This window comes from Streptomyces sp. NPDC040589 (genome assembly GCF_055594445.1).
In genome coordinates this window covers 58,359-70,775 of record NZ_JBVIWP010000015.1, presented here as the reverse complement: position 1 = coordinate 70,775, position 12,417 = coordinate 58,359, and the positions used below count along the sequence as shown (strand labels likewise).

Sequence of the window (12,417 nt, the reverse complement as noted above, 5' to 3'; positions counted from 1 at the left end):
GACTCCAGAGGGGTTGGCACGGTCGGGAAGAAACCGGTGTCCACTCTGGCGTGACCTGCTCCCATGCGTCCAACAGAAGAATCCGATGGAATTCAGCGGTTACGCTTCTCAGTCATGGAACTGCGCCACTTGCAGCACTTCGTCGCGGTCGCCGAGGACCAGCACTTCACCCGGGCGGCGGAACGCCTCCTGGTCTCCCAGTCGGGCCTGTCGGCCTCGATCCGGGCGCTGGAGCGGGAGCTGCAGACGCCGCTCTTCGTACGGACGACCCGCCGGGTGACGCTGACCCCGGCCGGGCGGGCGCTGCTCGGTGAGGCGGAGCGGATCCTGGCGCAGGTGCGCACGGCCCACGAGGCGGTGGCGGCGGTGCAGGGCGTGCTGCGCGGCATGCTGGCGCTCGGCAGCGAGCAGTGCGTCGCCGGGGTGAATGTGGCGGGGCTGCTGGCCACGTTCCGGAGGCAGCACCCGGATGTCGAGATCTGCCTGCGGCAGGCGGGCTCGGGGGCACTGGCGGAGGAGGTCGCGGCCGGGCGGCTCGACCTCGCCTTCGTGGTGCGGACCCAGGAGGACACCGACCAGCTGAGGTCCGTGCCGCTGACCAGTGAACCGATGACGGTCCTGTGCCATCCCAGCCACCGGCTCGCCGCCGCCGGTGCGTCCGTCACGCCGGCGGATCTGGGGGGCGAGGTGTTCGTCGACTTCCACCCGGACTGGGGGCCCCGCCGCACCACCGACGCCGCGTTCGCCGCGGCGGGCGTGCGGCGGACCGTCGCCCTGGAGGTGAACGACGTGCACAGCCTCCTCGACCTGGTGGACGAGGGCCTGGGCATCGCCGTCGTGCCTCGGCACTTCCGGCACAAGCGCGCGTCGCTGACCGCCCTGCCGGTGGAGGGCACCGGCGGGACTCCGTACGAGACCGTCGCCCTGCTGCCGCCCGCGCAGGCGACCAGTCCGGCCGCGCGGGCGCTGATGACCCTGCTGGAAACAGGGGGCCTGGCAACACCCCAGGACGGTGTCTGCCCCTCCTGACCCGGGCCGTCTCACGCCGCAGACTCATGACCGCACCCCACGACAACCGCGGTCAGGAGTACGGAAAATGACGGACCACACGCGACGGAACGTACTGCGCGGCGCGGCCGCGATCACGGCGGCCGGCGGACTCGTCGGCACGGGGGCGGGAGCGCGGCCCGCCGCTGCGGCGCCGGCCCCGGCGAAGCGGCACTTCCCCTTTCTCGAGGGCGCGTTCAAGCCCGTCACCGAGGAACTGACGGCCTTCGACCTGCCGGTCACCGGCCGCGTCCCGCGCGAGCTGAACGGGCGCTACCTGCGCAACGGCCCCAATGTCCTGGGCCTGGAGGACCCGCGTGCCCACCACTGGATGCTCGGCGACGGCATGGTGCACGGCGTCCGGCTGCGCGACGGCCGCGCCGAGTGGTACCGCAACAGGTGGGTGCGCTCGTCCCAGGTGGCGAAGAAGCTCGGCGAGCCGTATCCGGGCCCCGTGCCGCCGGACGACTTCCCCTGCAACACCCATGTGATCCCCTACCGGGGACGGATCCTCGCGCTCCAGGAGAGCGGCCCCCTGCCCTACGAACTCGACGACGAGCTCAACACCATCGGCACGTACGACTTCCGGGGCACCCTGAAGGGGCCGTTGACGGCACACACCAAGCTCGATGTGCACGCCGGCGAGCTGCACGCGATCGCCTACTACCCGACCTGGGACCATGTGCGCCACCTCGTCGTGGACCCGACGGGCCGGGTCTCGCGCACCACGACGATCCCGGTGGCGGACGCGCCGATGATCCACGACTTCGCGCTCACCGAGAACCACGTGGTCATCCTCGACATGCCGGTCACCTTCGACCCGGCGGGCGCCGAGCGCGGCGACATCGTGCCGTATGTCTGGAACAGGAAACACCCGGCGCGGGTAGGCGTCCTGCCGCGAGCAGGTGGTGCGGTGCGCTGGTTCGACGTGGACCCGGTGTACTACTCGCACACCCTCAACGCCTATGAGGAGGGCCCGGACATCGTCATCGACATGACGAACTTCGACGCGCCCTTCTTCGTGGCCGGCCGTGGGTCGGGCGGGCCGTACGGAGCGGGGACCGCCCGGCTCGACCGCTGGACGATCGACCTGCGCCGCGGCCGGGTGCGCACGAAGACGCTCGACGACCGTCCGCAGGAGTTCCCGCGTGTGAACGAGGCGCTGGTGTCCCGTCGGCACCGCTACGGCTACACGGCGGCGTCCGCGGAGATGACACTGGCGTACCTGAGTGCCGACGGCAACCCGCCCGACCGGGCCTTCGGCAACGCCCTGTTCAAGCACGATCTGCTGCGCGGCACGGCGCAGGTGCACCGGCTGCCACGGGGCTCCGCGGCGAGCGAGGCCGTGTTCGTACCGTGCGACCCGGCCGACCCGGGCGCGGCCGAGGACGACGGCTACGCGATCGCGTACGTGCACGACCCCGACCGCGGTGCGTCGGACCTGGTGATCCTCTCGACCCAGGACTTCACCGGCGAACCGGTCGCCCGGATCCATCTGCCGGGGCGGGTGCCCCTGGGCTTCCACGGGAGCTGGGTACCCGACGCGTGAGGTGACGCGATGGGCGATGGTGGACGTATGCATGCAAAGGACGTCCTCATCGAGGCTCACAGCCGCATCCGCGAAGAAGTCCACGCCACCGTCGAGGGCCTCGGGCCCGACGAACTGGCCGCCCGCCCCTCCCCCGACGCCAACTCCGTCGCCTGGCTGGTCTGGCACCTCACCCGGGTCCAGGACGACCACTTCGCCGACGCCTTCGGCCTCGAGCAGGTGTGGCTGTCACAGGACTGGGAGAAGCGCTTCGGGCTGGGCCTGTCCCGCCACGACACGGGCTACGGCCACAGTCCCGCCAAGGTCGCCAAGGTCCGGGTCGACTCGGGCGAGATGCTGACCGGCTACTACGACGCCGTGCACGACCAGAGCCTCACCGCCCTGCGCGGCCTGGCCGCCAAGGACCTGGAGCGGGTCGTCGACGAGCGCTGGGATCCGCCGGTCACCCTGGGGGTCCGGCTGGTCAGCGTCCTGTCCGACGATCTCCAGCACATCGGACAGGCCGCCTACCTGCGGGGACTCCTTCAGAGCGCGGCTTCGTAGCCGGGCAGCACGACGTCCCGGATGAGCGCGTTCCGCTCGTCGAAGGGGAGGAACGCGCTCTTCAGGGCGTTCACCGTGACCGTGCGCAGGTCCTCGACGCTCCAGCCCGCCTGCTCGACCAGCAGGGACATCTCGCGGGTCATCGTCGTGCCCGACACCAGCCGGTTGTCCGTGTTGAGGGTGACGCGGAAGCCGAGGTCCTTCAGCGCGGTGATCGGGTGCTCGGCGATGGAGGCCGCGGCGCCGGTCTGGAGGTTGGAGGTCGGGCACATCTCCAGGGCGATGCGCCGGTCGCGCACCCAGCCGGCGAGACGGCCGAGCTTGCCCGCCGCGAGGTCGGGGATGTCGTCGGTGATGCGCACGCCGTGCCCGATGCGCTGGGCGCCGCACACCTGGAGGGCCTGGTGGATGCTGGGCAGGCCGTGCGCCTCCCCGGCGTGGATGGTGAACGGCACGTTCTCGCGGCGCAGGTGCTCGAAGGCCGCGAGGTGGTCGGCGGGCGGGAACCCGTCCTCGGCACCGGCGATGTCGAAGCCGACGACACCGGCGTCCCGGAACGCCACGGCCAGGTCGGCGGCCTCCCGCACCCGGTCGAACATCCGCATCCCGCACAGCAGGGTGCCGACACGGACCGGTGTGCCTGCGGCAGCCGCCTTCGCCATGCCCGCCGCGAGGCCCTCCTGGACCGTCTCCACGACCTCGGGCAGGGTGAGCCCGCCGTTCAGCATCAGCTCGGGGGCGTAACGCACCTCGCCGTAGACGACGCCGTCGGCGGCGAGGTCGAGGACGTACTCCTCGGCGGTGCGCAGCAGGCCCTCGCGGGTCTGCATGACGGCGAGGGTGTGCTCGAAGGTGGCTATGTAGCGCACCAGGTCGCCGGAGTTGGCGGCCTCGTAGTACCAGGCGGCGAGCTCGTCGGGGTCGGTGGTGGGCAGGGTGTGGCCGACCGCGTCCGCGAGCTCCACCACGGTGGCGGGGCGCAGGCCGCCGTCGAGGTGGTCGTGCAGCACGGCCTTGGGAAGCCGGCGGATCAGTTCGGCGTCTACGCGCGTAGCAGTCATGGCGGGTCTTTCCTTGAGCGGGCGGTTCGAAGCGAGGGGAAGGTCAGCCGACGGGCTGGAGGAGATCCCAGCGGTTGCCGTACAGATCCTGGAAGACGGCGACGATGCCGTACGGCTCACGCCGCGGCTCCTCCAGGAAGGTGACGCCCGCGGCGGTCATCCGGTTGTGGTCGCGGGCGAAGTCGTCGGTGTGCAGGAAGAATCCGACCCGCCCTCCGGCCTGGTCCCCCACCCGGGCGGCCTGAGCCTCCCCCTTGGCGCGGGCGAGCAGCAGGCCGCTGCCGGCTCCCGGGGCACCGGGCTCGACGACGACCCAGCGGGATCCGTCGGGCCGGGGCGCGTCCTCGGCGAGCCGGAATCCGAGGGCCTCGGTGTAGAAGCGGATCGCCTCGTCGTAGTCGTCGACGACGAGGGTGACCAGGGCGATACGTCTCATCGGGACCTCTCGGAGCGTGCGGTTGACGGGAGAGGTTAAACGTAAAACGCATGGGATGCCAACTACATCACTCTTCTCTGTAACTACTAGTATGTACAGTCGTGATCCACGATCCCCGGGAGGCCCTATGCCCTTGGTCCGCATCGACACGCTCCGCGCCGGCCCCGAGCGCCTCGCCGCGCTCGGCCGCGCCGTCCACGACGCCCTGCGGGAGACGCTCGGCATTCCACCCGACGACCGGTTCCAGATCCTGACGGACCACGACGGCACGAGCGGCACGCTGCGGTACGACGACTACCTCGGCGTGCACCGCGACGACGGCATCGTCTACGTCGCGATCACACTCCGCTCCGGTCGCATGCCCGCGCGGAAGCAGGCGCTGTACCGGAGAATCGCCGAGCTCGCCCAGGCGTACGCGGGCACCGAGCCGAGGAACGTGTTCGTGGTCCTGACCGAGAACGAGTCGGCCGACTGGTCATTGGGCGAGGGGCTGGCGCAGTACCTCGATTCCACGAGGGCCTAGGCCTTCGGCCTACGCCCGCAGCCCGAGGCGGGACCCCCGGACCGGCCGCTAGCGTCCCGTCCATGAAGATCACCGAGCCACCTCGCACCCCCGAGCAGCGCAAGGCGGACCTGCTGGTCCGGCTGGAGCGGGACATCGACATCTGGGTCGCCACGGCCGGCGCCGAAGGGGTGCCGTGTCTGGTTCCGCTGTGGTTCGTGTGGCACGACGAGGCCGTGTGGCTGTGCACCCGGCTGACCAACCCCACCGGCCGCAATCTGCGGGACGGCCGACAGGCCCGGCTGGCGTTCGGGGACACCCGGGACGTCGTGCTCGTCGACGGCGACGTGGAGACCTTCACATCCGCCGAGGTGCCGCCCGCCGCGGCCGAGGCGTTCCGTGCGAAGACCGGCTGGGATCCCCGCGAGGACCACGCGTCGTACGCGTTCTTCCAGGTGCGGCCGCGTACGGTGCAGGCGTGGTGCGAGGCGCACGAGTTGCCCCGCAGGCATCTCATGCGGGACGGGAGCTGGACGGTCTAGCCGCTCGCCCCGGCCCTTCGCCGCGGTGCGCCCAGCCGGTCCAGTTCCTCGTCGGTGAGGCGGATCGCACCCGCCGCCACGTTCTCGGCGAGGTGGTCGGGGTTGCCGGTGCCGGGGATGGCGAGGACGTGCGGGCCCTGGTGCAGCGTCCAGGCGAGGCGGATCTGCGCGGGGCTCGCGCCATGGGCGCGGGCCACGGCTCGCAGCTCCTCGTCGTGGACGGTGGTCGCACCGTGCTCCCCGCTCTCGCCGGCGACGGCGTAGAACGGCACGAAGGCGACGCCCTGTTCGCCGCAGATCCGCAGCAGTTCGTCGGCCACGGGGTCGGGACGGTCGAGGGCGTACCGATTCTGTACGCAGACCACGGGTGCGATGGCCTCCGCCTCGGCGAGGTGACGGGGCTCGACGCCCGAGATGCCCAGGTGCCTGATCAGGCCCGCGTCCCGCAGATCCGCGAGGACGCCGAAATGCTCGGCGATCGAGTCGTACTTCGGCATCCGGCGCAGGTTGACGACGTCCAGGTGGTCGCGGCCGAGCTGGCGCAGATTCTCCTCGACGTGGCCGCGCAGATCCTCGGGGCGTGCCGAGGTGCCCCACTCCCCGTCGTAGGTCCGGTACGGGCCCACCTTGGTGACGATGACCAGGTCGTCCGGGTAGGGCCCCAGCGCGGTGTTGATGAGCTCGTTCGCTGAGCGCAGCGACGAGAAGTAGAAGGCGGCGGTGTCGATGTGGTTCACGCCGAGGTCGATCGCCTTGCGCAGGACGGCGATCGACCGGTCGCGGTCGCTCGGTGTGCCGTGGTGGAAGGCGGCGCTGCCCGTCAGCCGCATCGCGCCGAAGCCGAGGCGGTGGACGGGCAGGTCGCCGAGTTTCCAGGTGCCCGCGGCGTCCGCGGTGATCGTCTGTGAGCTCATCGGCGGAGTCTCACACGCGCCGCGGGGGCCGGTGGAGCCGTTTTACGGATAGGTGTACGAGTTGAGGGTGGCGACGGCGGAGGCCGGGTCGCCGCGGTCGTAGTGGTCCACGGCGAGGAAGTTGGGCTTCTTGCGGGCGGCCGGCTGGCAGAACCGCCGGGCGCGGTCGGCGAGTTTGGTGTTGTCGGTCGTGGCGGTGGAGGTGATGCCGACGTCGCGGAAGTGGTTCATGACGAACAGCGGGCGGAAACCGGGGTCGGTGCGGGTCAGCGGGATGTTCGTGCCGGCGTCGTACCAGCGGCTGTAGCAGGACCAGTCGGAGGAGCCGACGCCCGAGCCCATGGACCAGTAGTTCTCGACGGTCCACTCGCGCTGGTACATGACGCCGAAGCTGTCCCGGGGCAGGCCCGCCGCCTGGTCGGCGGAACGACTGTGGTCGGTGAAGATCAGCAGCCGGTCGCCGGCGGCGGCCAGGTCCGCCATCGTCGGCCAGCCGTTCTGCCGTACGCCGGTGCGGTCGGGCCGGTACAGCACGTCCGACAGGCCGCTGACCCGGGCGAGTTCCGCGCGCAGGACGCCCGGGTCGACGTAGTCCTCCAGGAAGACGGTGACGAACTGGTCGGGATGGGCCTTGAGGAAGTCCACCATGCGCTGGAGGTCGACCCACAGGGCGACCGGCCTGCTGACGAGGGTGCAGCTGTTGTGGCAGAGGATCGCGCCGTCCGGGGTCTGGTGGACGTCGAGCATGAATCCGCGGACCCCGTCGGCGAGTTGCCGCTCGATACCGCGGGTCTGGTTGGGCACGAGGTTGACGAAGGGCGGTGCGAAGCCGCCGTCGACGCCGTTGGCGTACGCGTTGTGCGAGGTGAGGAACGTGACCTGGTCCAGAGTGCGGTGGTCCTGCGGCGGCATCGGGCCGGTGGCGGGGTCGACGGGGGTGAGGTACCAGGCGGCGAGGTCGCCCGCCGGGCCGACAGCGAGCCGGGCGGGGTAGGTGGCGTCGGCCGGTTTGGGGGCCACCGTGAGGTGGCGCGCGGTGCCCGGGGCCTTGAGCGTGTAACGGTCGGTGCCGGCCGGGGCGATCTCCCAGGCGGCGTCGGCGCTCGCGCAGGCGACGGTCGCGGCCTGGTCGCCGTTGCGGCCGAGGCAGGTGCCCGGTGTGTCGGTGTTCTCGAGGAGGGAGGCTGACCCGTTCGCCTTCAGCCGCCACTGCTGGCGGTCCTCGTTGCCGCGGGGTCTGTGCTGCTCGACCGCTCCGTTGTTGTCGGCCGCGTTGAGCCCAGAGGTGGCGCTCTGGACGTAGTACGTGCCCGGGGCCGGAACCGCGGCGGCAGTGGCGGGCGGCGGGGCCACGACCGCGGCGGCCAGCGCGGCGGTCGTGGCGAGCAGGGCGTGGGGGGTGCGCAGACGCATGAGGGATGCCTTTCGTCGGACTGATCAGGACCGATCGAAATTGATCAGGTGCATGACATCCCGTATGACACCACGCCCTGGGGTCCGGCGTCAGCAGTAGAGGTTGCCGCCGGGTGACGTCCCGAGGATCTGCGTGAACCGCTGATAGTTGTTGACGCGGCTCTGCACCTGCGCCGGGTTCTTGCCGTCGCACTCCAGAGAGCCGTTGATGCTGCGGATGGTCTGGCCGAAGCCGGCGCTGTTCACCATGGCGTTGTGCGGGGTCATCGTGCCGGGGCCGGACTGGGTGTTCCAGTACCACAGGGCCGTCTTCCAGGCGACGGCCGCGTCGTTCTGGACCAGCCAGGGGTTGTTCAGCAGGTCGATGCCGAGCGCGTCGCCCGCGGCCTTGTAGTTGAAGTTCCAGCTCAGCTGGATCGGGCCGCGCCCGTAGTAGGCGGCCTGGCCGGCCGGACAGCCGTAGGGCCGGCTCCAGTCACAGTAGTGCGGGTAGTTGGCGGTGTTCTGCTCGACGACGTGCACCAGGCCGCCGGTCTCGTGGCTGACGTTGGCGAGGAAGGCGGCGGCCTCCTGCTTCTTCACCGTGTCGCTGCCGGTGTTGGCGAAACCGGGGTAGGCGCTCAGGGCCGCGGTGAGCCCGCTGTACGTGTAGAAGGGATTCCGGTTCGGGAACATCTGGTTGAACTGCGCCTCGGTGACGACGAAGCGCGCGTTGGGCGTGCCCGGACCGCTGTCGCAGGCGTACGGCTCCCAGTACCAGGTGCTGATGACCGGGTCGTAGCCCGGGTTGGCGTGCTCGGCGATGTACGCCTTGCCGTCGGTGTAGCGGACGATGTCGCCGGCCGCGTACGACTTGCCCGCCACCCAGTTCGGGTAGCTGGAGCACGCGGCGGCGGAGGCGTTCGAGGCGGGCAGCAGCACCGGGGCGGTGCCCGCGAGGGCGAGGGTGACCAGGACTGCGGACAGACGGCGTCTCGACACGGGCTCAACTCCTTTGCGGAGCACGGCCGCACCCGGCAAGGCAGGGCGAAGCAGAGCCTTGGCGCACATGCCGGCCGGGCCGGTCACGGCGTGGGGGCGGCCGTGGTGGGGGGTTGTGGAGGCACACTCAACCGCGTTGGTCTGTACCAGTCAAGGGTGTAGACCAGTCATCCGCGTCCGGGGCTGCCGGGGGCTCACACGTGGGCCGACTCCGCCAGCGTCGCCGCGAGTCGGTCCAGCAGGGACCGCAGCAGTTCGTCGTCGCCGTCGCCGAGCGTGGGCCGGCCGGCGCGGACCGCTCGGTCGACGCGCTGCCAGTACTCCCGGCCGCGCGGGGTGAGGTGGGCGAGAATGCGGCGGCGGTCGAACGGGTCGACCCGGCGGTGCACCAGGTTCTGGTCGACGAGCTGGTCGACCAGCTTGGTCAGCGTCGGAGGCGGCAGGAAGGCGGCCTCCGCGATCGCCGTCATGTGGTGCCCCTCGCCGCCGGACAGCAGGACCAGCACCCGCCACGCGTCGAGCGAGCAGCCCTCCTCCTCCAGCACGGCCTGCAACCGCCGCGCCGCGAGCCGCTCGGCCCGCGTCAGCAGCTGCACCAGGTCGTCGGACCGACGCGGAGTTGGGGTGGGCATGCCGCTCCTAGCTCAGAGGTGCGTCCATCGTAAGAGACGCACTGGAGTTCGCCTGACGGAGCCGGAATCATGACGCCATGTTCCGGCACGACCTCCCCGCGCCCGAGTGGTTCACGGCCGACGACTCCGTGCTCGGCGTGGCTCTCGTGTTTCCCCTGCAGGGGCCGGCCGGGATCTTCGGGCCGACGTGCGAGCTGTGCGCGCGGCTGGCCGCCGAGGAGGTCAACCGGGACGGCGGCGTGCTCGGCAGGGAACTCCGGTTGGTACCGGTCGACGGCTCGGGCCCGCCGCACGAGATCGCCGGCCAGGTCGAGGCGCTGGTGGACCTGGGCGTCGTGCAGGGCGTCACGGGCTGGCACATCTCCTCGGTGCGGCAGGCGCTGGCGCCGAGGATCGCGCACCGCGTCCCGTACGTGTACACGGCGCTGTACGAGGGCGGGGAGGACACGGCGGGCGTGTTCCTGACGAGCGAGACCCCGCGCGATCAGCTGCGGCCCGCGATGGACCTGCTGGCCCACGAGCGCGGGGTGCGGCGGTGGTTCGTCGTCGGGAACGACTATGTGTGGCCACGGCGCACGGCACGGGCGGCCCGGGCGTACGCCCGCGCGTCCGGCGGGTGTGTCGCCGGTGAGGCCTATCTCCCGCTCGGCACCGACGACTTCGAGCCGGTGCTGCGCCGCGTCGAGCGCGCGAACGCCGACGGGGTGCTGATGCTGCTCGTCGGCAGCGACGCGGTGCGCTTCAACCGGGCGTTCGCGGCGTACGGTCTGCACGCGCGCTGTCTGCGGCTGAGCACGCTGATGGACGAGAACATGCTGATGGCGAGCGGCCCGGCGGCCACCGAGGACCTCTACAGCACGGCCGGCTTCTTCGCCTCGCTGGCCAACCTGGACGCCCTCGACTTCCACGGGCGGTACGCGGCCCGCTACGGCGTCGAGGCACCCGCCCTCGGCAGCCTCGGCGAGTCCTGCTACGAGGGCGTGCTGCTGCTGGCCGCGCTGCTGAGGAGGGCCGGGACGCTGGACGTGTCGGCGATCGGCGCGGCGGCGGGCGCGGTGTCGTACGAGGGCCCGCGCGGGCTGCTGCACCTGCGGGACGGTCATGTGCGCCAGCGCATCTACCTGGCCCGTGCCGACGGTCTCGACTTCGACGTGCTCACGGAGCTCGACGCTCGTCCGTGACAGGGCTGTCCGCCCGGCGCCGCCGTACGAGCGCCTCCCTGCGGCGGTCGAGGAACGCGCGTTCCGCCGGGTTCTCCGCGAGCGCGAGGGCCGCGTCGTACGCCGCTACGGCTTCCGTGTCGCGGCCCAGGCGACGCAGCAGGTCGGCGCGGACGGCGTGCAGGACGTGGTAGCCGTCGAGGTCGAGGGCGTCCACGAGGTCGAGGGCAGGCCCGGGGCCGTCGGTCTCGGCGACGGCGACGGCCCGGTTCAGGGCCACGACCGGGCTCGGGGCGAGGGTCATGAGCTGGTCGTAGAGCTGCCGGATCTGGTCCCAGTCGGTGGCGTCGCCGGTCGGCGCGTCGCTGTGCACGGCCTGGATGGCGGCCTGGATCTGGTAGGGCCCGGGCCGGTCGCGGCGCAGGCAGCGGCGGACGAGCGCCTGTCCCTCGGTGATCAGGTCACGGTCCCAGCGGGCCCGGTCCTGCTCGGGCAGCGGCACCAGTTCGCCCCGGTCGTTCTCGCGGGCGTCGCGGCGCGCCTCGACCAGGAGCATCAGCGCGAGCAGGCCGGTCGCCTCGGCCTCGTCCGGCATGAGGTCGGTCAGGAGGCGGCCGAGCCGTACGGCTTCGGCGCACAGGTCGGGCGAGCCCTCGTACCCCTGGTTGAAGATCAGGTAGACGACGGCCAGGACCCCGCCGAGCCGGTCGGGAAGGTCGGCGTCGCGGGGCACCCGGTACGGGATCCCGGCGTCGCGGATCTTCGCCTTGGCGCGGACCAGCCGCTGGGCCATCGTCGGTTCGGGCACGAGGAAGGCGCGGGCGATCTGCGCGGTGGTGAGCCCGCCGAGCAGGCGCAGGGTCAGGGCGACCCGGGCCCGGAGGGAGAGCGCGGGGTGGCAGCAGGTGAAGATCAGGCGGAGCCGGTCGTCGCGCACGGGGCCCTCCTCGGGCGGTGCGTCGGAGGCGTGCAGCAGGGCGGCCTCGGCGTGCCGGGCCTGTCTCGAGGACTCGCGGCGCAGCCGGTCGACGGCCCGGTTCCGGGCCGTGGTGATGATCCACCCGGCGGGGCTCGGCGGGACGCCCGTCTCCGGCCAGCGCCGCACGGCCGTGGTGAAGGCGTCCTGGACCGCTTCCTCGGCGAGGTCGATGTCGCCGAGGAAGCGGACCAGGACGGCGAGCGCGCGGCCGTACTCGGCACGGAAGACCGCCTCGACGTCCACACCCGTCATTCGGCGCCGCCCATGAAGGGGCGCACCTCGATCGGCAGGGTGGTGGCCAGGGCCGCCTTGCGCCCCCACTCCAGGGCGGCGTCCAGGTCGGGCGCCCTGACGAGGCAGATGCCGCCGAGCATCTCCTTGCCCTCGGCGTACGGGCCGTCGGTGATCAGGACGTCGCCGTCGCGGGGCCGCAGCACGGTGGAGGACTCCGGGCCGTGCAGTCCTCCGGCGAAGACCCACGCACCCGCCTCGCGCAGCTCCTGGTGGAAGGCGTCGAGGTTCTTGCCGATCTCTTCGAGGACCTCGATGGCGGGCGGACCGCCGACCGGCTGCATCACGCTGAGCAGGTAGTACTTCATGACGGCCTCCATGGCGTCCTTGTGTCGGGCTGTCGGGGTACGGGGATGTCGGGGTGTCC

At 71.7% G+C, this 12,417-nt stretch carries 14 protein-coding genes; 6 read left to right on the top strand and 8 right to left on the bottom strand.

The annotated features are described in order from the left end of the window. The first annotated feature begins 114 nt into the window (after window positions 1–114). From ACZ58V_RS39430 to ACZ58V_RS39420, 3 genes are all read left to right on the top strand, one after another. Window positions 115–1,029 (top strand): LysR family transcriptional regulator, encoded by a 915-nt coding sequence (locus ACZ58V_RS39430; RefSeq protein ID WP_189725370.1) that lies wholly within the window; start codon window positions 115–117, stop codon window positions 1,027–1,029. A gap of 67 nt (window positions 1,030–1,096) precedes the next feature. Further along, a complete protein-coding gene (locus ACZ58V_RS39425) occupies window positions 1,097–2,596 on the top strand; it encodes a carotenoid oxygenase family protein (RefSeq protein WP_471296077.1) in 1,500 nt (499 codons plus the stop codon). Between the two features lie 27 nt (window positions 2,597–2,623). Beyond that, entirely contained in the window at window positions 2,624–3,139 is a 516-nt protein-coding gene (locus tag ACZ58V_RS39420) for a mycothiol transferase (protein WP_189725368.1), read from the top strand. On the opposite strand, the gene ACZ58V_RS39415 is transcribed toward ACZ58V_RS39420, so the two are convergent. Further along, on the bottom strand, window positions 3,121–4,200 hold the full coding sequence (locus tag ACZ58V_RS39415; RefSeq protein WP_471296075.1) for an adenosine deaminase: 1,080 nt from the start codon (window positions 4,198–4,200) through the stop codon (window positions 3,121–3,123). The genes ACZ58V_RS39420 and ACZ58V_RS39415 overlap by 19 nt on opposite strands. Window positions 4,201–4,243: 43 nt before the next feature. Next, window positions 4,244–4,636, bottom strand: a complete 393-nt coding sequence (locus ACZ58V_RS39410; protein ID WP_471296072.1) for a VOC family protein — start codon at window positions 4,634–4,636, stop codon at window positions 4,244–4,246. Window positions 4,637–4,763: 127 nt separating this feature from the next. Between ACZ58V_RS39410 and ACZ58V_RS39405 the strand changes: the two genes are divergently transcribed. Continuing rightward, window positions 4,764–5,159, top strand: a complete 396-nt coding sequence (locus tag ACZ58V_RS39405) for a tautomerase family protein (protein ID WP_471296070.1) — start codon at window positions 4,764–4,766, stop codon at window positions 5,157–5,159. Between the two features lie 62 nt (window positions 5,160–5,221). Next, window positions 5,222–5,680 (top strand): pyridoxamine 5'-phosphate oxidase family protein, encoded by a 459-nt coding sequence (locus ACZ58V_RS39400; RefSeq protein WP_471296068.1) that lies wholly within the window; start codon window positions 5,222–5,224, stop codon window positions 5,678–5,680. Here ACZ58V_RS39400 and ACZ58V_RS39395 read toward each other — a convergent pair. The 4 genes from ACZ58V_RS39395 to ACZ58V_RS39380 form a co-directional block, all read right to left on the bottom strand. After that, on the bottom strand, window positions 5,677–6,594 hold the full coding sequence (locus tag ACZ58V_RS39395; protein ID WP_468189388.1) for an oxidoreductase: 918 nt from the start codon (window positions 6,592–6,594) through the stop codon (window positions 5,677–5,679). The genes ACZ58V_RS39400 and ACZ58V_RS39395 overlap by 4 nt on opposite strands. A 42-nt stretch (window positions 6,595–6,636) precedes the next feature. Next, window positions 6,637–8,001 carry a phospholipase gene (locus tag ACZ58V_RS39390; RefSeq protein WP_468189583.1) on the bottom strand — a complete coding sequence of 455 codons (1,365 nt, stop codon included), beginning with the start codon at window positions 7,999–8,001 and terminating at the stop codon, window positions 6,637–6,639. A 96-nt stretch (window positions 8,002–8,097) separates the two neighbouring features. Further along, window positions 8,098–8,988: a glycoside hydrolase family 19 protein gene (locus tag ACZ58V_RS39385; RefSeq protein ID WP_468189386.1), complete on the bottom strand. Its 891-nt coding sequence runs from the start codon at window positions 8,986–8,988 to the stop codon at window positions 8,098–8,100. 194 nt (window positions 8,989–9,182) lie between these two features. Beyond that, window positions 9,183–9,620: a MarR family winged helix-turn-helix transcriptional regulator gene (locus tag ACZ58V_RS39380; protein WP_468189384.1), complete on the bottom strand. Its 438-nt coding sequence runs from the start codon at window positions 9,618–9,620 to the stop codon at window positions 9,183–9,185. Between the two features lie 77 nt (window positions 9,621–9,697). On the opposite strand from ACZ58V_RS39380, the gene ACZ58V_RS39375 reads away from it, so the two are divergent. After that, window positions 9,698–10,801 (top strand): substrate-binding domain-containing protein, encoded by a 1,104-nt coding sequence (locus ACZ58V_RS39375; RefSeq protein WP_468189382.1) that lies wholly within the window; start codon window positions 9,698–9,700, stop codon window positions 10,799–10,801. Here ACZ58V_RS39375 and ACZ58V_RS39370 read toward each other — a convergent pair. Then, the gene (locus ACZ58V_RS39370) at window positions 10,776–12,011 is read right to left on the bottom strand and encodes an RNA polymerase sigma factor (protein ID WP_471296067.1); all 1,236 of its coding nucleotides are present in this window, start codon (window positions 12,009–12,011) and stop codon (window positions 10,776–10,778) included. The two genes, ACZ58V_RS39375 and ACZ58V_RS39370, sit on opposite strands and share 26 nt — an antisense overlap. Then, on the bottom strand, window positions 12,008–12,358 hold the full coding sequence (locus tag ACZ58V_RS39365; protein WP_382833188.1) for a YciI family protein: 351 nt from the start codon (window positions 12,356–12,358) through the stop codon (window positions 12,008–12,010). Before ACZ58V_RS39365 ends, ACZ58V_RS39370 begins: the two co-directional genes overlap by 4 nt. Between the last annotated feature and the right edge of the window lie 59 nt (window positions 12,359–12,417).